Source organism: Caldimonas tepidiphila (assembly GCF_003569765.1).
GTDB lineage: Bacteria > Pseudomonadota > Gammaproteobacteria > Burkholderiales > Burkholderiaceae_C > Caldimonas > Caldimonas tepidiphila.
Map to the genome: position 1 here is coordinate 17,345 of NZ_QXMG01000032.1, position 20,808 is coordinate 38,152.

Genomic DNA, 20,808 nt, shown 5'->3' on the forward strand with positions numbered 1-20,808 from the left:
TCACTCGGCCGCCTCGACCACCAGCGCGCGCGCATCGGCGCGGCCCTGCTCGTCGACGACGCGCAGCAGGTAGCGGCCGGGCTGCGGCGGCGTCCAGCTCACCGCCTCCCCCGGCGCGGCGCGCGCGACGAGCGCATCGTCGGCGAACCAGTAGAGCCGGCGCACGCCGGCCGGCGCCTCGGCGCGCAGCGTCAGCACGAGCGGGCGGCCCGCGCGCATCAGGTGGCTCACGCCGCGCAGCGGCGAGGCGATCGCCGGCCCGCCGGCCTCGGCCGCCGCGGCCGCCTCGCCGCCGCAGGCGCCGGCATCCCACTGCCGCCGTGGCAGGCCGGACTGGCGGAACAGCCGCTGCATGTCGCTGCCCCACTGCTCGATCACGATGCGCCGCGCGTGCGGCTCGCGCTCCGGGTGCGCCCCGCACAGCGGCGCGCCGGTGCGCGCGTCGATCCACACCGCGCGGTGCAGCGCGCTCTGCCCGATCGGCGACCTGCCGGCGATGAACCAGGTGCGCGTGCGCACCGGGCACAGCGCGTCGGGCAGCGCGCCGGTGGCGGCGCAGACCTCGACCTGGCGCAGGTTCGGGCTGATCGTCGTCGCCATCTCGCCCGGGTCCAGCCCCTCGGCGCGCAGCGCGTCGACGATGCGCAGGAACAGCGGCGCCGCGGCCTGGATGCCGACGAAGGCCGGGTTGCCCGCACCGTCGAACTCGCCGATCCACACCACCAGCACGTGGCGGCCGAACACGCCGGCGGTCCAGGCGTCGCGGAAGCCCCAGGAGGTGCCGGTCTTCCACGCGATGGCCGGCGCCGCCGGCGCGCCGGTGTCCGGCCGCGGCGTGTGGCGCAGCATGTCGAGCGTGACGAAGGCGGCCTCGGGGCTGAGCAGGCGTTGGCGGGCGGCGCGCTCGTTCTCGCGCGCCTGCGCGCGGGTGTAGGCGAGCGGCCGCAGCTCGCCCTCGTTGGGCAGCAGTGCGTAGAGGCGCGCGAGCTCCTCCATCGTCAGCTCGCCGCCGCCGAGCACGAGCGCGAGGCCGTAGTGCGACTCGGGCTGCAGGCGGCTGACGTGGTTGAGCTGCAGGAAGCCGTGGAGGTTGGGTTTCGCCAGCTTCGCGGCCACCGCGATCGCCGGCACGTTGCGGCTGCGGATCAGCGCGTCCTGCGCCGCGAGCGGCCCGGCGAACTGGCCGTCGAAGTTCTCCGGCGTGAAGGGGCCGAAGGAGGTCGGGGCGTCCTTGAGCACCGTCTTCGGGTGCAGCAGGCCCTGGTCGAGCGCGAGCGCGTAGATGAAGGGCTTGAGCGTCGAGCCCGGCGAGCGCTTGGCGAGCGTGCCGTTGACCTGGCCCTCGATCGCGGCGTCGCGCCAGTCGGCCGAGCCGACCACCGCACGCACCTCCATGCGCGCCGCGTCCACCAGCAGCGCGCTGGCGTTGCGGATGCCGAGGCCGGCGTGCACCTTCACGTGGTTCGCGATCACGCGCTCGAGCGTGCGCTGCATGCGCACGTCGAGCGTGGCATGGATCTCGCGCTCGCCCGGGGCCGCCTCGCGCAGCAGCATGTCGGTGAGGTGCGGTGCGACGAAGGGCAGGCTCGCGCGCCCCTGTGCCGGCAGCGGCAGCAGCGCCTCGGGCGCGTGCTCGCGGGCCTGGTCCGGGTGCGCGGCCTGCCACAGCGCCCACAGCCGCTCGCGCGCGGCCTGCAGCTCGGCGTTGCGGCCGCGGCCGGCGATGCGCTTGACCGGGTTCTGCGGGATCACCGCAAGCGTGAGCGCCTCCGGGAGCGCGAGCCGCGCGGCGGGCTTGCGGAAGTGGATCAGGCTCGCCGCGCCGACGCCCTCGATGTTGCCGCCGTAGGGGGCGCTGTTGAGGTAGGCCTCCAGGATCTCGCGCTTGCCGTGGCGCGCCTCCAGCCACAACGCCGCGGCGATCTGCGCGAGCTTGCCCGGCACGCGGCGCGTGTCGAGCCGGTAGAGCCGGCGCGCGAGCTGCATCGTGATCGTCGAGCCGCCGATGCGGCGCCCGCCGCGCGCGCTGTGCCACGCCGCGCGCACCAGCGCGGCCGGGTCGACCCCGGGGTGCAGGTGAAAGCGCCGGTCCTCGTAGAGCAGCACGCTGTCGGCCAGCAGCGGCGAGATTTGCGCGAGCGGCGTCCACAGCCGGTACTGCCCATCGGGCGCGAGCGTCAGCCGCAGCAGCGTGCCGTCGCGCGCGAACACCGCGGTCGAGGCGCCCAGCCGCGCGGCCAGCGGCTCGTGCGGCGCGAGCCGCAGCCCGGCGAGCACCAGCGCGAGCCCCAGCGCGAGGCCGGCGGCGCGCCCCGCCGCCGGGCGCAGCCGCCGGGGTGCCGCGGCGCCGAAGCGAAGCGCCCTCACTTCTCCAGAGGGGTGACCGTGAAGCGCCCCCCCGCCGAGCGCGCGAAGACGCGGCGCTCGTACATCGCCTCGCCGTAGGCGGCCGGGTGCGTGAACTCGCCGACGTTGGTGGCGCGCACCTTGTAGCTGATCTCCCGCATCTGGCGGTCCACGCGGCCGAAGAACAGCACCCGGTCCTCGCGCACGTCGGCGTACTCGGCCTCCCAGGTGCCGGCGCCGCCGAGCCGCCGGCGCCACCGCGGCGCCTCGCCGGCCTCGCCGCCGTCGAGCGGCTGCAGCACCGGCTCCAGGCCGCCGGGCAGCACGTCGACGATCGCGACCTGCTCGATGCCGGCGCGCTCCACGCTGCGCACCCGCACGCGCATCGTGAGCTCCTCGCCGAGGCGGGCCTGCGTGACCGGCCGGCCCTGCGCGTCGAGCACCTCGTGCGCAATCTCCAGTCCCTGGGCCAGCGCCGCATCGGGCACGCCGCGCTCGTAGCCGGACTCGGCCCAGGCATAGAACAGCGGCAGCCCCGCCCCGCCCGACAGCCGCAGCGCGGTGCTGCCCGCCGGTACGGCGGTGCGCGCCATCGGCTTGATCTCGCCGAGCGGCAGCGCCTGCGAGCGGCCCTGCGCGCCGAGCGCGAGCACCTGCACCGCGCCGCGCGCGGCCTGCGCCGCCGCCTGAGAGTAGGCGTCGACCGCGAGGATGGTGCTGGCCGAGGACACGCTGCTGTACCAGCCGTCGCGGATCATGCCGGCCAGGCGCTCCCAGGTCTGCGGCGGCAGGCCGGACAGCAGCTCGGGGAAGTGGCGCGCGGCGAGGAACACCAGCATCGCGTCGTGCACCAGCGGGTCGTGGTAGGGGCCCCAGATCTCGCGTCGCCCGCCCTTCCTCATGCGCTCCTGCAACTCGGCCCACACCGGCCCCATCAGCTCCGCGGCCACGCCGTCCTGCCTGAGCAGCCGGTAGCTCGCGGCCAGGTAGGCTGCGCCGAGGTCGGTGGCGAGCGCGCGCCCGGCGCCGACGCGGCCGCGCAGCTGCGCCAGCGCCGCCGGCACCTGCACCCCCTGGCGCGTGAGCACGTAGGCCGCCTGCGCGCGGCTGCGCCAGTCGTGCGCCTGGCCGTGGTCGGCGTCGAGCCCGCCCTGCAGGTAGGTGTTGGCGCGGGCGAGCAGGTCCTGCGGCACCGGCAGGCCGCGCTCGCGCGCCTCCACCACCCACTGCATCGCGTAGACGGTGGGGAAGTAGTCCGCACCGCCGCCCGGCCACGGCGCGATGCCGCCGTCGGCCTGCTGGCGCGCGCGCAGCTGCGTCAGGTAGCGCTCCCAGGTCCGGCGCGGGTCGGGCACCTTCTCGCCCGTCGCGGTGGCGCCGCGCGCGATCTCGCGCGCCAGCTCGGGGCGGTTGGACAGCACCACCGAGGGCGCGGTCTGGCTCGTGATCTGCTCGGTGCAGCCGTAGGGATAGGCCACGAGGTACTGCATCAGCGCCGAGGCGAAGGACCAGGGCGTGGCCGAGACCGCGAACTCGCTGCGGCTGAACTGCGGGTAGACGTCGGCCGCGGCCTTGAGCTCGCCGCCGCCGACCATCACGCCGCTCTGCACGCGCGTGACGTAGGCCGAGGCCGGCCGCACGCTGACGTCGGTCGACAGCCGCGCGCTGCTTGCGCCGCGCTGCGCGACGAGGATCACGCTGGCCGAGCCGAGCTGCGCCGGGGCCTGTCCGGGCGCGTCGGCGCGGGCGCGGATGCGGAACTTGGTCTTGCCCTCGCCGTGCTCGCTGATCTTCAGCACCTGCCTCGGCTCGCCCACCACCTCGAGTCCGCCGGTGACCGACAGCGCGAGCTGGATCGGCGCGTCCCGGCCCGAGCCGGCGATGTTGTTGGCCACGCCCACGCCCACCTCCACCGTGTCGCCGGGGCTGATCGCCAGCGGCACGTTGGGCAGCAGCACCAGCTCGCCGCGCACCGTGCTGCGCGTGGCCGCCGCCGCCGCCCCCTCGTCGTTGACCGCCACGGCCAGCACGCGCAGCTCGCCGTTGAAGCTCTCGGGCACCGTGTAGCTGAACTCGCGGCTGCCGCTGACGTCGACGAAGCCCGACCAGAAGGCCACCGGCTTGTCGCGCTTGCGCTTGAAGGGGTTGAGGTGCTTGCCGAGCGCCCCTTCGGCGTCGCCGCCAGGGGCCGCGGACTGCATCAGCTTGCGGAACTCCGGCAGGATCAGGTCCAGCGTCTGCATCGTGCCGACCTCCAGCGCGCGCTTCTGGAAGAAGTGCCTGAGCGGGTCGGGGTTCTGGTAGCGCGCGACCTGCAGGATGCCCTCGTCCACCGCGAACACGACGGCGCGCACCGGCCTGTCGGCGCGCAGCGTCATCTTCACCGCCTGGCCCGGCTTCACGAGCGGCGTGCTCTCCAGCGCGATGTTCGCGGTGCGCCGCGCCAGGCTGATCGCGAAGGGCGCCACGCCGTGGCTGAGCGGGCTCGTGTAGATCTCGTCGGAGGCCGGGTCGCGCACGAACTGCACGCTGACGTAGCCGTTGCCCTCGAAGTCCTTCGGCAGCGTGATGCGCTGCACCGACGCGGTCTGCTCGGCCTTGAACCAGGCGTGCGCGTAGACCTTGTCGCGCTCGATCGTGATCAGGCCGGCGCCGCTGTAGGGCGCCTGGATGCTGAGCTGGATCTCGTCGCCGGGCAGGTAGTCGCGCTTGTCGAGCTTGACCTGCAGCTCGGCATTGCGGTCGAGCGAGCGGCCGAGGTTGGCCGCGCCCGCCACGCTGTACTCGATGCGGTTGAGCGCGAGGCCCCTGGCGTCGCGCACCACGTAGGCGAAGTGCCCGGGCGTGCCGGTCTCCAGCGCGAGCGCGGTGCCCGCGGCGGCGATCGAGAAGGGCTGCTCCCGCAGCAGCACCTCCTTCGGGCGCGACTCGTAACGGTAGAGCCCGTTGGGCTGCTTGACCAGCACCGAGAGCATGCGACGCTCGACGCGCTCGAGCTTGAGCTTGCCGGCGGAGATGCGCTGCGCGCGCGCATCGATCGCGATCAGGTGCACCTGCCGCGCCGCGCCGCGGGCGACGTAGTCGAGCGGGCCGCCGGCCTTGGCGCCGACGAGGAAGGGCAGGTCGCTCACCAGCGTCCGCGCCTCGGCCGCCACGCTGCGCCCGCCCTCGGGCTCGAAGGCCTTCACGACCAGGTGCAGCTGGTAGGTGGCGGCCTGGAAGCGGCCGAGCTGCAGGTCGAGCTCGGCGCGGCCCTGCGCGTCGGTCTCCACCGCGCCGAGCTCGTCCTCCTGCGGCTGGCGCACGGCCTGCGGGTCGTAGAAGGCGTAGTCCGGATGGCTGCGGAAGGCCGGGTAGGCGGGGCGCAGCGTCAGCCGGGACTCGACGCGCCGCCCCTGCGCCGGCGTGCCGAACAGGTTCTGCACGTCCACGCTCGCCTTCAGATCCTTCGGGCTCACCCAGCCCTCGGCCACCTCGGCAGAGAGGCGCGCCGCCACGCGCGTGCGGTCGGGCAGGAACTCCTGCATCTTCACCGAGAGGGTGCCGAGCTGCAGCCGGGGCAGCTCGGGCGCGCCCGGCGCGCCCTGGCGCGGCAGGCTCAGCGTGACGGTGTAGTTGCCGGTGGGCGACTCCTCCTGCGTGGTGTGCTCGAACTCGAGCGCGCCGCCGGGCCCCAGGCGCAGGATCTCGCGCCGCACCGACAGCCCGCGCGCGTCGCTCACCTCGGCCTCCACCGGCATGTCGGCCAGCGTCGTCGCCCAGTTGCCGGCCTTCACGATCGCGCCGATGCGCATCGTGTCGCCCGGGCGGTAGATGCCGCGGTCGCTGAACAGGTAGGCGCTCATCTGGTTGGGCACGCCCGCGCTGCGCAGGCCGCCGACGTCGAAGCGCGAGAGGTCGAGCTGCCGGTCGTGGCGCTCCAGCGGCAGGAAGCTCAGGTCGCCGTCCTTGCGCGCCACCAGCAGCACCGGCTGCCGCTCGCGCCGCATGCCCTCGAGGCTGGGCAGCCGCGCGCGCCCGCCCGCGTCGGTGGCGACGCTGGCGAGCACCAGGCCGTTGCGGCCCCAGACCTCGACCACCGCCGCGCCCACCGGCGCGCCGCTGGCCACGGACTGCACGAACACGTCGCGCGTGCCGTCGGCCGCGCGCTTGGCGATGAGGCCGAGGTCGGTGACGAGCACCAGGCGCCGGTCGCTGAAGCGCGCGGGATCGACCGTGGCCTCGGCTTCGCCCTCCCCTTCGCCTTCGTGAGCCTCGTGATGATCCTCCTCGCCGTGGTAGCCGCGGTGGGCGTCGCCCGCGTACGGGTCCGCGCCCTCGCCGCCGCGCTTGGGGTCGTCGCCCGTCACGCTGAGCAGGAACACGCCGCGGCGCTCGCCCGCCTCGCTCTTCAGGTAGGCGCCGAAGTCCACCGTCTCGTAGTGCGTGCGCCCGGGGGGCAGCTTCAGCGCGATGCGCCGTTCGAAGCGCTCGCTCAGGGCGTCGGCCGTCAGGCTGCCGTGGAAGCGCGGCCGGGAGAAGTCGCCCCCGGTCTGGCTCGCCAGCAGGTGCAGCTGCTGCGGCAGCAGCCGCGCGATCTCCACCCGCACGCCGGGCAGGTCGCGCACCAGCAGCGGCAGCTTCCTCTCGCCCGACAGCGCCAGCAGCGAGCCGCGGCTCATGATCGCGAGCTCCGGCGCCGAGGTCTTCAGTTGCAGCACCTGCACGTGCGGCGCGCCGAGCTGGTAGCCGCCGGGCGTCTTCAGGCCCCGGGCCACGCGGACGTAGACGAAGCGCCCGCCCTCGGCCTGGGGCATGCGGAAGGCGCCGCGCTCGCCGACCTCGCGCTCGCCGGGCAGCGGCTCGAGCTTCAGCGCGGTGGCGCGCTCGAGCACCGCCTCGTCCACCTCCTGCGGATCGCTCCAGACGTGGGCGGCGCCCTCCTTGCCCTCGGGCCCGGCCACCGGCAGCATCCAGGCCGACACCGCGCGCGCCATCTCGCGCTCGTGCACCGGCATGCTGGCCGCGACCTGCAGCACCTGCTCGGGCTCGCCCTTGTCGTTGCTCACCATCGCGCTCCCGACCTCGGCGATCGCGAGGCTGTAGAGGCCCGGCACGTCGACCAGTCGCACCTGCTCGTCCTTCGACGGCTCGCCGCCGCGCGCGGCGGAAACGCCCGCGGCGAGCGTCAGCCGCATCGGCCGCGTCAGGTCCGGGATCGGCAGCGGCTCGGACATCACGCTGGCCTGCAGCTTCAGCTTGTCGTAGCTGATGCTGAACTTCTGTGCGCCGGCGCTGCCCAGCCCGAACAGCCCGAGGCCACCGCTGCCGTCCTCGAGCCGCAGACGCGACTCCAGCGAGGATGGGCTGACCGGGTGGCTGAAGCGCAGCTGGAACACCACGCGGCGCACGTCGGGCTGCACAGGGTCCTGGTAGAACTCGCCGCCGTCGATGGCGGCGGTGAAGGGCGGCGCGCTGAAACGGAAGGAGTCTTCCTTGAGCCGCACCTGCGGCGCGAGGCTGCCGCGCCCGAGCTCGACGGTGTAGGCCTGACCGACCGGCCAGTCCTGGGCGGGCCGGAACACCAGCTGCTGCGGCGAGGCCCAGCTCCAGCGCCCGGCCACCTCGGGCGTGATGCGCATGTCGCCCGGGTCCTTGCCGACGCGCTCGAGCCGCGCGGCCGGCGCCGGGAAGTCGATCACCAGCGGGTTCGGCCCGGCCTCGTCCTCGATGCGCGTGCGCGGCGGCGGCGTGACCCGGAAGGACAGCTCGACGAGCTGCGGCGCGTCCGGCCTCAGCCCGTGCCACCAGCGGTCGACCCGCGGCCATGCGGCAGTGAGCGCGCCTGCAGCGAGCAGCACGAGCACGAGGCGAGCGGCAAACGGGCGCAGCCCCCCTCCCGCGTGGCGCAGGCCGCGCCCGAGCCAGCGCAGCCAGCCCGGCGGCTGCCACACGCCGAACAGCGCGCGCAGCAGCGCGAGCAGCCCTGCACCCAGCCTGGCCGCGCCGGCCCGCAGCCGTGCGCCGCGCGTCGCGTCTCGGGTCTCGTCCGCAAGCTCCGGTGCGTCCTCGGCCATGGTCCCCTCCCCCGGGGAAATTTCTTGTTACAGGGGAGTCTAGGGGCTGCGGCCTGCCTCGCGAGGCCGGAATCGGCGCGTTGTTGCCGCGCGTCCACAGCGCGCGGGCTCCAGGGGTTTCAGGCGGGCTGCGCCGCCTCGCGCACGGCGTCCGCGGCCAGCAGCGCCTCCAGGCAGTGCTCGCGGATGCCGTAGAACCTCTTCACCTCGGCGATCTGCGCCTCGATGTCCGCGCGCCGCGACGGCGCGCCGGGGCGGCGCTTCACCGCGAGGATCATCTTGTTCTTGCTGGTGTGCTCCAGCGCGATGAACTCGAACACCTGCGTGTCGTAGCCGTGGGCCTCCAGCAGCAGTGCGCGCAGGCTGTCGGTGACCATCTCGGCCTCCTGGCCAAGGTGGATGCCGTGCTGCAGGATCGGCCGCATCGGGTGCGGGCTGAGCAGCTGCGGGCGGATCTGCTTGTGGCAGCAGGGCGAGCACAGGATGATCGACGCGCCCGCGCGGATGCCCATGTGGATCGCGTGATCGGTCGCGGTGTCGCAGGCATGCAGCGCGATCATGACGTCCATCGCGCCGGCCTGGTAGTGGCGCACGTCGCCCTGCTCGAAGGCCAGGCCCTGCAGTCCCAGGCGCGCCACCGCGTCCGAGCACAGCCGCACCAGATCCTCGCGCAGCTCGACGCCGGTGACGCGCGCGCCCTCGCCCACCGCGCGGCGCAGGTAGTCGTGCACCGCGAAGGTCAGGTAGCCCTTGCCGCAGCCGAAGTCCGCGACATGCACCTGCCCGGCCTGCTTCAGCGGCGAGGCCTCGAAGGCGTGGTGCAGCACCTCGACGAACTTGTTGATCTGCTTCCACTTGCGCGACATCGCCGGGATCAGCTGGTGCTCGGGCGTGGTCACGCCGAGCTCGACCAGGAAGGGCTCGTCGAGCTCGACCCAGCGCCGCTTCTCGCGGTCGTGCGCCTTCGCCGCCGGCACCTCCGCCGGCGTGCCGGCCTTGCCCACGCGCAGGCTCGGCTTGCCCTTGCGGCTCACCGCGAACTGGATCTCCTGCGTGTCGGTGTGCAGGTGCGCGTTGCCGAACTCGCTGCCGAGCAGCGCGCGCACGCGCGCGAGCCCCTCCTCGATCGGGAAGTTCTTCGTGACGTCGCGCGTCTTGTGCCGGTAAACGAAGGACAGCCGGTCCTCGCCGCGCACCGCCACCGCGCGCACCTGGATGCGCTGCAGGTCCGGCTCCGCGCCGCAGTAGCTGCTGAACACCAGCTTCGCGAAGCGCCCCGCGGCGAGGCTGTCGGCCAGCAGCGCCATGAAGCGCTCGGCCGGCGCCGCGTCGCCCGGCGCGCGGGCGGCCGGGGTGTCGTGATGGGAGGGGGAAGCGGTGCCTGACATGGGGAAGCGAGCCTCGGGAATGCGGGACGGCGGCCCCGCGCCGCCGCGAGGCCGAAGGGGCGGATTTTCGGACACCTTGGCGCGGCATCCCGCCGCGTAGGGCCAAAGGCACCTTCCTGCCACGGCTGCCGCGCAAAGCCCGCCCGGCACGACGGGAACGTCCCTTGCCGGTCCTGGGCCCCGGGGCCTGTCGCCCCGGTCCGGCGACGCTGGGGGAGTCGGCGCGATCCCCCCTCGCCGGCTCACCGATTTCAGGAATAGGACAGAAATCCCATGTGCGGCATTGCAGGAGAACTCCGATTCGACGACGAGATCGCCGACATCCGGACCGTCGTCGAGATGACCGAGGCGCAGTCGCGCCGTGGTCCCAACGGCGAGGGCCTGTTCAGCCTCGGCTCGCGCTGCTTCGGACACCGCCGGCTCAGCATCATGGACCTGAGCCAGCGCGCCCACCAGCCCTTCGTGGACAACCTGCTGGGCATGGGCATCGTGTTCAACGGCGCGATCTACAACCACCACGAATTGCGGCAGGAACTGACCGCGCGCGGCTACCAGTTCAGCTCCACCGGCGACACCGAGGTCATCATCAAGGCCTGGCATGCCTGGGGCCCGAAGGCGCTCGAGCGCTTCCACGGCATGTTCGCCTTCGCGCTGTGGGAGCGCGACAGCGGCATCACCTACCTCGTGCGCGACCGCCTCGGCATCAAGCCGCTGTACTACACCGCCAACACCAAGCGGCTGCGCTTCGCGTCGGCGCTGCCGGCACTGCTGACCGGCGACGGCATCGACACCTGGCTCGACCCGCAGGCGCTGCACCACTACCTGAGCTTCCACGCGGTGGTGCCGGCGCCGCTGACGATCCTGCGCGGCGTCAGGAAACTCGCGCCGGGCAGCATGATGACGGTGCACCCGGACGGCCGCCTCGAGCATGCGCGCTGGTGGACGCTCGACTTCACGCGCAGCGAGGAGGACGAGCGCTGCGGCTTCGAGGACTGGAGGCAGCGCGTGCTCGACGCGCTGCGCGTGTCGGTCAAGCGCCGGCTCGTCGCCGACGTGCCGGTGGGCGTGCTGCTGTCGGGCGGTCTCGACTCGAGCCTGATCACCGGGCTGCTGGCCGAGGCCGGCACGCCGGACCTTCGCACCTACTCGATCGGCTTCGAGGCGGTCGACGAGGAGGCGGGCGACGAGTTCCACTACTCCGACCTCGTCGCGCGCCACTACGGCACCGTGCACCAGAAGCTGCAGATCCCCGGCGACCTGCTGCTCGAGACGCTGCCCGAGGCGATCCATGCGATGGCCGAGCCGATGGTCAGCCACGACGCGGTCGCCTTCTACCTGCTGTCGCAGGCGGTGTCGCGGCATAGCCGCGTGGTGCAGAGCGGCCAGGGCGCCGACGAGGTGTTCGGCGGCTACCACTGGTACCCGCCGATGGCCGAGGTCTCCGACGCCTCGCCCGCCGCCGCGCTCGACGCCTACCGGCGCGTGTTCTTCGACCGCAGCCACCAGGAGATGGCCTCGCTGCTGCAGCCCAACTGGGTCAGCGAGGACTGGAGCAGCCAGTTCGTCGAGGCGCACTTCGACCAGCCCGGCGCCACGAGCGCGATCGACCGCGCACTGCGCCTGGACACCACCGTGATGCTGGTGGACGACCCGGTCAAGCGGGTGGACAACATGACGATGGCCTTCGGGCTCGAGGCGCGCGTGCCCTTCCTCGACCACGAGCTCGTCGAGCTCGCCGCGCGCATCCCGGCGCGCCACAAGATCGCGCAGGGCGGCAAGCACGTGCTCAAGGAGGCCGCGCGCCAGGTGATCCCGGCCGAGGTGATCGACCGGCCCAAGGGCTACTTCCCGGTGCCGGCGCTGAAGTACCTGCGCGGCGACTTCCTCGACTACGTGCGCGACACGCTCGACTCGCAGGTCGCGCGCAACCGCGGCGTGTTCCGCCGCGACGCGATCGACCGCATGTTCCAGTCGCCCGACGCGCACATCACGCCGCTGCGCGGCTCCAAGCTCTGGCAGGCCGCTCTGCTCGAGGCCTGGCTGCAGGCGCACCACATCTGAGCCACCCGACCGACCGATTCCTACAGGAGACACCCATCCCATGAACGTCGTCCGACTCGACCCCTCCACGCACGGCATCGGTCCGGTGGACTCCGGTGCTCTCGCCAACGCACCGCAGGACAAGGCAGCGGCCTTCCGTCCCGCCGCGCAGGCCGGCGGCCGCAACATCGTGCTCGACTGCGGCTGGGGCCGGCTGCTGTACGGACCGTCCTTCGAATCGCCGGCCGCGCTCGCGCAGGCGCTGCTGCAGGAGCTGCCGGAGCGGCGCGACATCGCGCTCTACGTGGACGCGCCGCAGCTCGTGCTGGCCGAGGCGCCGAGCGAGCTGTTCCTCGACCCCTCGCTGGTGTTCCGCCGCGAGCTCGACCCGGAGGCCGACCTCGGCATCGACCTGCCGGCGCCCGGCATCGTCATCCGCCCGCTCGCCACGCGCGCCGACATCGCCGCGATCAACCGGCTCTACGCGACGCGCCGCATGGTGCCGCTCGACCCGGGCGTGGTCTGGGAGCAGCGCCACTCCGAGTCGATGCTCTACCTGCTCGCCGAGGACGAGCGCACCGGCGACGTGATCGGCTCGGTGCTCGGCATCGACCACGTGAGCGCCTTCGGCGACCCGCACGGCGGCAGCAGCCTGTGGTGCCTCGCGGTCGATCCGCAGACGCGCGTGTCCGGCGCCGGGCAGTCGCTGACGAGGCACCTGATCGCGCACTTCGCGCGGCGCGGCCGCAAGTTCCTCGACCTGTCGGTGCTGCACGACAACGAGCACGCGATCGGCCTGTACGAGAAGCTCGGCTTCCGGCAGGTGCCGGGCTTCGTCGTGAAGCACAAGAACTCGATCAACCAGCGGCTCTTCGTCGACAACGTCGACCTCTCGGGCCTGAACCCCTACGCGCGGCTGATCGTCGACGAGGCGCGCCGCCGCGGCATCAGCGTCGAGGTGATCGACGCGGCTGCCGGCATCTTCAAGCTGCGCCACTTCGGCCACGAGATGCTGTGCCGCGAGTCGCTGACCGAGCTGACCGGCGGCGTGGCGATGACCTGGTGCCAGGACAAGGTGCTGACGCTGCGGCGCCTGGCCTCGATCGGGCTGCGCGTGCCGCGCCAGCGCACCGCAGGCGACTTCGCGGCCGACCTCGCCTTCATGCGCGAGTGCGGCTCGGTGGTGGTCAAGCCCGCGCTAGGCGAGCAGGGCCGCGGCATCAGCGTCGACGTGCGCGAGGAGGCGCACCTCGCGCAGGCGATCGAGCGCGCCGCCAAGGAGGGCGGCCATGTCGTGGTCGAGGAGTTCTGCGCGGGGCAGGACCTGCGCATCGTCGTGATCGGCTACAAGGTGGTGGCCGCCGCGATCCGCCGCCCGGCCGAGGTCGTCGGCGACGGCAGCTCGACCATCGCGCAGCTGATCGAGCACCAGAGCGCACGGCGCGCCGCCGCCACTGGCGGCGAGAGCCGCATCCCGGTCGATGCCGAGACCGAACGCTGCCTGGCCGGCCAGGGCCTGGCGCTCGACACGGTGCTCGAGGAGGGCCGCGCGGTGAAGGTGCGCAAGACCGCCAACCTGCACACCGGCGGCACGATCCACGACGTGACGGAGCAGCTGCATCCGGCGCTGCGCGAGGCCGCCGAGACCGCCGCGCGCGCGCTGCGCATCCCGGTGGTGGGGCTGGACTTCCTGGTGCCCTCGCCGGACCAGCCGGAGCACGTGATCATCGAGGCCAACGAGCGCCCGGGCCTCGCCAACCACGAGCCGCAGCCCACCGCGCAGCGCTTCATCGACCTGCTCTTCCCCTTCACCGCCTGAGGTGCCCGTGCGCAAGCTCGAGATCGATGTCGACTACCTGAAGACCACGCTGCTGGAGCTGCTCGCGATCCCGAGCCCGGCGGGACTGACCGACGAGATCGTGCACTACACCGGCGGGCGGCTCGACGCGCTCGGCATCCCCTACGAGCTCACGCGCCGCGGCACGATCCGCGGCGTCCTCAAGCGCACGCTGCCCGAGCGGCGCCGCCAGAGCCCGGCCTGCGCGATCGTCGCGCACCTCGACACGCTCGGCGCGATGGTGCGCGAGATCAAGCCGACCGGGCGGCTGGCGCTGATGCCGATCGGCACCTGGTCGGCGCGCTGGGCCGAGGGCGGTCGCGTGACGGTCTTCACCGACACCGGGCGCTTCCGCGGCACGGTGCTGCCGCCGATGGCCTCGGGCCACGTCTACAACGACGCGATCGACACGCAGCCGGTGGACTGGGGGCACCTCGAGCTGCGCGTCGACGAGCAGATCGAGTCGGCCGCCGACGCGGGCGCGCTCGGCATCCAGGTCGGCGACTTCGTCGCCTTCGACGCCTGCCCCGAGGTGCTCGACAACGGCTACATCGTCTCGCGCTACCTCGACAACAAGGCCGGCGTCGCGTCGGTGCTCGCGGCGCTCAAGGCCATCGTCGACAGCGGCGTGGACGTGCCGATGGAGTGCCATCCCGTCTTCACGCTCACCGAGGAGGTGGGCTCGGGCGCGCGCGCGGTGATCGAGGAGGACGTCAGCGAGGTGATCGGCGTCGACATCGGCCCGGTCGCCGCCGGCCAGGGCGCGCGCGAGTACGGCGTGACGATCCCGCTGATGGACTCGGCCGGGCCGCACGACTACCACCTGACGCGGCGGCTGCTGCGGCTGTGCACCGAGCACGCGATCCCGAGCCATCGCGACGTGTTCCGCTTCTACCACTCGGACGCGGGCGCGGCGGTGAGCGCCGGCGCCGACGTGCGCACCGCGCTGCTGTGCTTCGGCACCGACGCGACGCACGGCTACGAGCGCACGCACATCGCGGCGCTGACGCACCTCGCGGAGCTGCTGGCGATCTACATCCAGAGCGGCCCGACGCTGTCCGAGGATCGCGACCGCCGCCGCGACTCGGTCGAGAACTTCTCGCACCAGCTCGACGCCGAGCAGCTCGCGCCGCTCGGCACCCCGGCGATGCCCGAGGTCGGCGAGCTGATCGACCTGCCCGAGGGGCGCAGCGGCGACGAGGAGCCGCCCGCGGACAGCGGCTCGACGGAAGCGGGCTCAATGCGCGGCTGAGGGGCCGGCCACGAGCGCGTCGATCATGCGCTTGACCGCCTTCACCTGCGGCGCGTCCTTCTTCGCGAAGGACGGCTGCAGCGGGTACAGCGCCGCGCCCCTCGGGTCGGTGTAACCCCAGAAGTCCCAGCAGCCCTTCGGGTTGTAGCGATAGGGGCCCGGCACGCCGCCGCGGCTGCTCGGCATCACCTGCGGGTAGAGCACGACGATGCGGTTGGCCTCGGCCCAGTCGTTGTAGCCCGCGCCCTCGACGAAGGTCCTGCCGTAGCTCCCGCGGCCCTCGACCACGACGTTCTGGCCCTGGCTGCAGCCGTGGAAGGCCACGTGCAGCCGGCAGCCCGAGCCGGCCTGCTCGCAGGCTGCCGGGATGTAGACCCAGCCGGTCTCGTCGAGCCCGTCGAAGCGGCTGCCGCCGTCGCGGTAGGGGCGCTGGCTGAAGGGCCGCAGCGATTGCGGGCGGGCGGTGCCGGGCTGCATCTGCGGCGCGTCGTAGAGCCACTTCAGCAGCTCGCCCGCGCCGTCGAAGCCGCAGCCGTTGAGGTAGGGCGTGCGGCTCGCCGCGCAGTCGCCGCGGGCCTTGGTGGGCAGGCCGTGGCCCGACTCCGGCAGGTGCACGCGCCTGAGCTGCGCGGGCGGCACGCCGTAGGCCGCGTAGTAGCCCTCGAGCGCGTCCATCATCGGCAGCGGCACGGTGCGGTCCTTGCCGCCCGAGAACAGCCAGACGCGGTGGCGCTTCAGGTTCGAGACGTCGTCGATCTCGCGCCGCATGCCCTCGGTGACGCCGCGGCTGAGCTCGAGCGCGGCGCCGGCGGCCAGCGGCGTGCAGGCGGCGCGCTCGAGGCTGCCGAGCCAGCCGCCGGACTCCGAGGGGCAGGAGCAGGTCTGCGCCGCGGTCCGCACCGAGCCGCGCGAGCAGCCGTAGGGGCCGCCCTCGATCACCGCGGCGCCGGCGAGCGACGCGGAGTGCGTGACCTGGAACTGCGCCGCCATGTAGCCGCCGGAGGACAGGCCCGAGACCGTGACGGCGCGCGCGTCGGCGCCGAGCGCGGGCAGCGCCGCCAGCGGCGGCGGGGCCGGCTCGCTGTTGCGCGCGGCAGCGGGGGTGGCGGCGGCGAGGAGGCCGAGCAGCGCGGCGGCGAGGCGCAGGGCGGCGCGCGGGAAGGGCCGGCGCGAGGAGGCGGTCGAAGCAAGGGACATGGTGTCGTTCTCTCCCGGGGAAGGATGGGGCGGCGCCTGCCGCCGTCCTCCCCTGGAAAAACGCCACCAGCCGGGGTCGCGCCGCAGGCGGCAGGGACGATAGAGGCGGGGCGCTGCCTCGTCCAGCGCCGAGGGGCGATGTCCTCCCAGCAGGCTCGGTCACGCTTGCGGTCGCGCGTTTTCCGGGGGGCGGTCGATGGGAGAAGACGGGCGCCGGGAGCGCGCCCGGGCTCCGCGAGCTGCGAACCCTTCGGGCCTCGGGCACCCGGGGTGCGGGCAAGCGCCGAAGGCCTCCCCCGCTGCAGCGGCTTCAGTCCTGCGGGCCGACCTGCTCCCAGGCGGCCCGGGTCGCCTCCCGCGCCTGCTCCCAGTTCAGCCGCGAGGTGCCGCGGCGGCGCTCGTACTCCTCGGCGAGCACCGGCTCGATCTCCTCGTAGCGGCCGGGATAGCGCCGCCGCGCCTCGGCGCCGAGGCGGTAGGCGGGCGCATAGTCCTCGTAGTCCAGCCCGCCGCGGTGGTAGGGCTCGCTGGCATAGCGCTCGCGCCAGAGCCGGTCGACCTCCTCGGGGTCCATGTGCCCGGCGATCGCCTTGCCGCCGAGGCCGCCCACCACCGCGCCGACCGCCACGCCGACCACGGTGCCCACCGGCCCCCCGACCGCCGTGCCGGCGACGGCCGAGGCGGCGGCGAGGCCCCCGGCCGCCGCGCCGAGGCCGGTGCCGACCGGGTGGAAGTCCGGCGCGCCAGTGAGCGGGTCGCGCTTGCCCGCCTCCTCGTCCTTGTCGGTGGGCTGTTGCGCTTGCTGTTGCTGCTGCTGCGTGTCCATCGCTTCGCCTCGCGGATGTGAATGGATAGGTGCCGGGACCGCGCCCTACCGCAGCAACCAGGCCACGGCGTCGCGCGCGATCTGCGGCGGCACGACATGGCCGCCGTCGAACTCGACGTAGTCCACCGAGTGGCCGCCCTGGCGCAGCGCCTTCGCGATGCGCCGGCTGCACGGCTCGATCGGCAGCACGCGGTCGTCGGTGCCGTGGGACATGAACACCTCGGCCTGCCCCCGGGTGGGCGCGCCGGCGATGAAGCCGGGCGAGAGCGCGATCGCGCGGGGGAAGAGCCCGCCGTTGGCCAGCGCGAGCGACAGCGCGTAGGACGCGCCGTCGGAGAAGCCGCCGATGGCCAGGCGCGCCGCATCGATCCGGTAGCGGGCGAAGACCCAGTCCAGCACCGCGTCGATCGCCGCGACGTCGGCGCCCCAGTCCTCGAGCAGGACATCCCAGGTCGGCCCGCGCGACGAAGGCGCCAGCACCATCACGCCCTGCTGCGCCGCAAAGGGGTCGAGCAGCGCGAGGCCGTGCCCGGCCTTGCCGCCGGCGCCGTGCAGCATCACCGCCAGCGGCGCAGGGCGCTCGGGCGTCCAACCGGGCGGGACGTGCAGGACCACGAGGCGCCCGTCGCCAACGTCGATGACCCGCGGCCCCGCGGCGCCTTCGGAAATCCGCTCCGGGGCTTCGCGGGGGCGGGCAGCGAGAAATGCCGGTGAATGCATGAAGGCTGCCGGGCAATCGGTGCGCCCGTCTCTACGCGCTGCCGCGAAATCGGCGCCGATGCTGCTTTGGCAGCAGGGTCAATATCGGCGCGCCGATGACGCGGGCCGTATTGCCGTACATTTCACCCCAGCGATACACAGGACCGTGGTTCTTCGAGGTCTTTCTTCCAACCGCCTTCCCACCGGAGGCGGCGCCGTTTGATCCCCCTGATAGACGTTTCTTGCGTGTTTCTGCATGCGCGGAATCGCCTCGCCTGCTTCATTCATTTTTTTTAGGAACGTCTCCATGTCTACCCAAACCGGCTCCGTCAAGTGGTTCAACGAAAGCAAGGGCTTCGGCTTCATCGCTCCGGATGCGGGCGGTGCGGATCTCTTCGCACACTTCCGCGACATCCAGGGCAGCGGCTTCAAGACCCTCGAGGAAAACCAGCGCGTCGAATTCGAGGTCAAGCAGGGCCAAAAGGGCCTGCAAGCGGCCAACATCCGCCCGCTGTAATAGCAAGGCCTGCCGTCCGCAGCGCCTCGAATGGCGCTGCGACTGCACCCGGACCGCAGCTTCGCTGCGGTTTTTTTATTGCGGGCGCCCTGCCCGCGATTTTCCCTGCTGGCACGGCAAGCGAAATGCGGCACCGCCTGAATCACGTATTCAGCTGATTGCGGCAGGCGGCTGAAACCCGCGAATCCAGTCCTCCAGCCGGGCCACCTGCTTCAAGGCGGCCCACCCCCTTTGCCCCCGGCCTTCCTGCCACGCGCTCCTCACGAGCGCCGGCGCCGCCGTCGCGGGTGCCGAACCCATCCCTGCCGCGGATTCCCCGTGCAGGCGCCTTCGTCCCCAGGAAGCGCGATGCCCCCGTTCTGTCGGGAACATCGATTGCTCCAGGGAAGCCGGCGCCCGGAGTCTTCCCCGGCTTGCGGCGAACACGCTTGCGAGCGAGAGCCCGGACCGAGTCCCTCCGCCGCCAGCGCGCTTCTTGCGCACCGTTTTACCGAATCCGATCCGCCTTCGAGGCGGCTTGAACCATAAGAAATACACCATGAATACCTCCATCCAGATCGGCAAGTACCTCGTTTCCCCCCTGACCCGCCTCGCCGGCTCGGGCCGCTACGCCGCATCCGTTTCCATCCGCTCGGGACGCGGCAGCGGCACGCACGATCGCGTGCTGCGCCTCGTGCCGGAGTTCGACTCCCCCGACGAAGCGCTGCGCTACGCCACCGCGCAGGGGCTCGACTGGCTCGGGATCTCCGAGCCGGCCCGCCCTTCTCCCGCCCGCATCCCGGCCTGAGCGCTGTTCCGGGGGGCAGCGGCATCTGCTTCCCGCCGGCGCGGGAGGCACCGGCAGGGCGGCGCCTTCCTGCCATGGGCCGCAGCGGCGCATGAGCTGAACACACGGCCCGGAGCCTCGGGCACCGGGAATAGCGCCTCGCAATCGAGGCCATGCAGTCAAATGATTTTCCTATCGACTGCACATCGCCGATAGTTCTCTTATCGCCACCCCCCGCCCTTGCCGCCGTGTCTTCGAAACCCCCGATCCTGCTCACCAAGAACCCCTGCATCGGCGTGTGCAAGGACGACAAGCGCGAGATCTGCAAGGGCTGCGGACGCACCCGCGACGAGATCGGGCGCTGGAAGTCGCTGTCGCCCGAGGCGCGGCACGACATCAACCTGCGCGTGCTCGCGACGCAGGGCAAGGAGGTGCGCAAGCGGCTGCTGCGCGAGATCGCCGAGCAGGCGGAGAAGGACGGCCTCGCCTGAGGCGCCCGTCACCCCGCCCGCCGCGGCTCAGCGCAGCCCGCCGAGCGTCTCGATCACGTTGCGCGTGATCACCGGCACCGCCGCGTCGCTGCCGTTGTCGAGCACCTGCGCCCAGTCGGTGGTGCCGGCGGTGAAGACCGTGCCGCCGCGCCGGTACAGCCCCAGCGTCGCCGTGTGCAGCCCCTGCCAGGGGCCGTGGTGCTCGCGGTGCGGCAGCTCCTGCCAGCCGGGCTCGAGCGGCCCGGCCGCCAGCGGCACGAAGCCTTCCGGCGTGCCGCACTCGGCCGCGTAGGGCGCGAGCCGCACCAGGCCCTGCTGCGCGTCCGCCCACTCCAGCGGCGCGCCGTCGCACTCGTAGCCGACCAGCGGCGGCGTCGAGGCCGCGCCGAAGCGCTCCCCGGTGGCCAGCCCCGTGCCCTCGAACACCCAGTGCCCGCCCTGCTGCACGACGTAGCCCTGCGTCTGGCGCGGCCCGTCCCACCAGCCGCCGCCGTGGCGGTAGCTGACGCCGCTCATGCGGTCCTCGGGGCGGTGCACGCCGCTCCCGGGCCACCAGTGGTCGAGCGCGCCCTGTGGCCCGCCCTGGTGGCAGACCATCGCGCCGTCGCCGTCGACCAGGTGGATGCGCCACCAGCAGACGTTGGCGCCGAAGAAGCAGACGTTGCCGCCGCGCTCGATGAACTGTTCCACGTGGTCGCGCATCGGCCCGGTCCAGTACTCGTCATGGCCGACGCTGACGAGCAGGCGGTGCCGCGCGAGCAGTTCCGGCTCGTGGTGCAGGTCGAGGTCGGCGCAGAACTCCACGTCGTAGCCTCGCCGCGCGAGCCAGTGGATGAAGCGCGCGTCCCAGTGCGCGAAGGTCTGCCGCGGCGAGCCCGCGTCGTAGTGGTCGGGCGCGCCGAAGGTCTCACCGCCGATGCCGCCGCCCGGGCGCCGCCACGTCAGCCGTGCACCGGGCGGCTCGGCGCAGCGCGGCGGGCGGTCGTAGAAGCAGCCGCCGCCGGTCCAGTTGTAGGCCTGGTAGGTCGCGAAGGGCAGCCGGTAGAGCAGCGGGCTGCGCCCCGCGCCGCGCACGACGAACAGCACCGCGGCGCGGTCCATCCAGACGCCGAGCGGCACCGGCTCGCGCTCCTCCTGCAGGTGCGCGACGTAGACGCCCGAGGGCCAGTGGCGCGGGATGTCGAAGACGTAGGGCGGCCACTGCCAGTCGGTGCAGGCGCTGCCCTCGGGCGCGGCCTCGCCGGGCAGCCAGTCGCTCGCGTCCATCGCGACGAAGCCGTCTCCCCAGCGGTGGAAGGCGACGCGAAAGCGCGGCGCGTCGGTCGCGACGTGCAGCGTCAGCGGCCGGCCCGGCGCGATGCTGGGCCGCTCGGGATAGCCGCGGATCACGCCC

13 protein-coding genes are annotated in these 20,808 nt (G+C 73.2%); 6 read left to right on the plus strand and 7 right to left on the minus strand.

What is annotated here, in order from left to right; all coding sequences use genetic code 11:
* The 3 genes from pbpC to D3A59_RS16985 form a co-directional block, all read right to left on the minus strand.
* Positions 1-2,367, minus strand: coding sequence for a penicillin-binding protein 1C (gene pbpC, locus D3A59_RS16975; RefSeq protein WP_240636096.1), 2,367 nt, complete (start codon positions 2,365-2,367; stop codon positions 1-3).
* Entirely contained in the window at positions 2,364-8,402 is a 6,039-nt protein-coding gene (locus D3A59_RS16980; RefSeq protein WP_119156392.1) for an alpha-2-macroglobulin, read from the minus strand. Before D3A59_RS16980 ends, pbpC begins: the two co-directional genes overlap by 4 nt.
* Positions 8,403-8,521: 119 nt before the next feature.
* Complete coding sequence (locus tag D3A59_RS16985) at positions 8,522-9,790, minus strand: class I SAM-dependent methyltransferase (protein WP_119156393.1); 1,269 nt, start codon at positions 9,788-9,790, stop codon at positions 8,522-8,524.
* Between the two features lie 273 nt (positions 9,791-10,063).
* On the opposite strand from D3A59_RS16985, the gene D3A59_RS16990 reads away from it, so the two are divergent.
* The 3 genes from D3A59_RS16990 to D3A59_RS17000 are packed head-to-tail and all read left to right on the plus strand — an operon-like array spanning position 10,064 to position 14,919.
* Entirely contained in the window at positions 10,064-11,851 is a 1,788-nt protein-coding gene (locus D3A59_RS16990; protein WP_119156395.1) for an N-acetylglutaminylglutamine amidotransferase, read from the plus strand.
* 40 nt (positions 11,852-11,891) lie between these two features.
* Entirely contained in the window at positions 11,892-13,649 is a 1,758-nt protein-coding gene (gene ngg, locus D3A59_RS16995; RefSeq protein ID WP_119156396.1) for an N-acetylglutaminylglutamine synthetase, read from the plus strand.
* Positions 13,650-13,656: 7 nt separating this feature from the next.
* On the plus strand, positions 13,657-14,919 hold the full coding sequence (locus tag D3A59_RS17000; protein WP_119156398.1) for an osmoprotectant NAGGN system M42 family peptidase: 1,263 nt from the start codon (positions 13,657-13,659) through the stop codon (positions 14,917-14,919).
* On the opposite strand, the gene D3A59_RS17005 is transcribed toward D3A59_RS17000, so the two are convergent.
* The 3 genes from D3A59_RS17005 to D3A59_RS17015 all read right to left on the minus strand — a co-directional run bounded on the left by D3A59_RS17005 (position 14,905) and on the right by D3A59_RS17015 (position 17,557).
* Entirely contained in the window at positions 14,905-16,116 is a 1,212-nt protein-coding gene (locus D3A59_RS17005) for an extracellular catalytic domain type 2 short-chain-length polyhydroxyalkanoate depolymerase (protein WP_119156400.1), read from the minus strand. The two genes, D3A59_RS17000 and D3A59_RS17005, sit on opposite strands and share 15 nt — an antisense overlap.
* Positions 16,117-16,426: 310 nt before the next feature.
* Positions 16,427-16,942, minus strand: a complete 516-nt coding sequence (locus tag D3A59_RS17010; protein ID WP_119156402.1) for a hypothetical protein — start codon at positions 16,940-16,942, stop codon at positions 16,427-16,429.
* Between the two features lie 45 nt (positions 16,943-16,987).
* Positions 16,988-17,557 carry an alpha/beta hydrolase gene (locus D3A59_RS17015; protein WP_240636097.1) on the minus strand — a complete coding sequence of 190 codons (570 nt, stop codon included), beginning with the start codon at positions 17,555-17,557 and terminating at the stop codon, positions 16,988-16,990.
* A 391-nt stretch (positions 17,558-17,948) separates the two neighbouring features.
* Here D3A59_RS17015 and cspE point away from each other — a divergent pair, with 391 nt between their 5' ends.
* From cspE to D3A59_RS17030, 3 genes are all read left to right on the plus strand, one after another.
* A complete protein-coding gene (gene cspE, locus D3A59_RS17020; RefSeq protein ID WP_119156405.1) occupies positions 17,949-18,158 on the plus strand; it encodes a transcription antiterminator/RNA stability regulator CspE in 210 nt (69 codons plus the stop codon).
* Between the two features lie 538 nt (positions 18,159-18,696).
* Positions 18,697-18,945, plus strand: a complete 249-nt coding sequence (locus D3A59_RS17025) for a hypothetical protein (protein WP_119156407.1) — start codon at positions 18,697-18,699, stop codon at positions 18,943-18,945.
* A gap of 227 nt (positions 18,946-19,172) precedes the next feature.
* Positions 19,173-19,415 carry a DUF1289 domain-containing protein gene (locus tag D3A59_RS17030; RefSeq protein WP_240636098.1) on the plus strand — a complete coding sequence of 81 codons (243 nt, stop codon included), beginning with the start codon at positions 19,173-19,175 and terminating at the stop codon, positions 19,413-19,415.
* A gap of 27 nt (positions 19,416-19,442) precedes the next feature.
* Here the strand turns inward: D3A59_RS17030 and D3A59_RS17035 are convergent, their stop codons facing one another.
* Positions 19,443-20,804, minus strand: a complete 1,362-nt coding sequence (locus D3A59_RS17035; RefSeq protein ID WP_119156409.1) for a N,N-dimethylformamidase beta subunit family domain-containing protein — start codon at positions 20,802-20,804, stop codon at positions 19,443-19,445.
* Between the last annotated feature and the right edge of the window lie 4 nt (positions 20,805-20,808).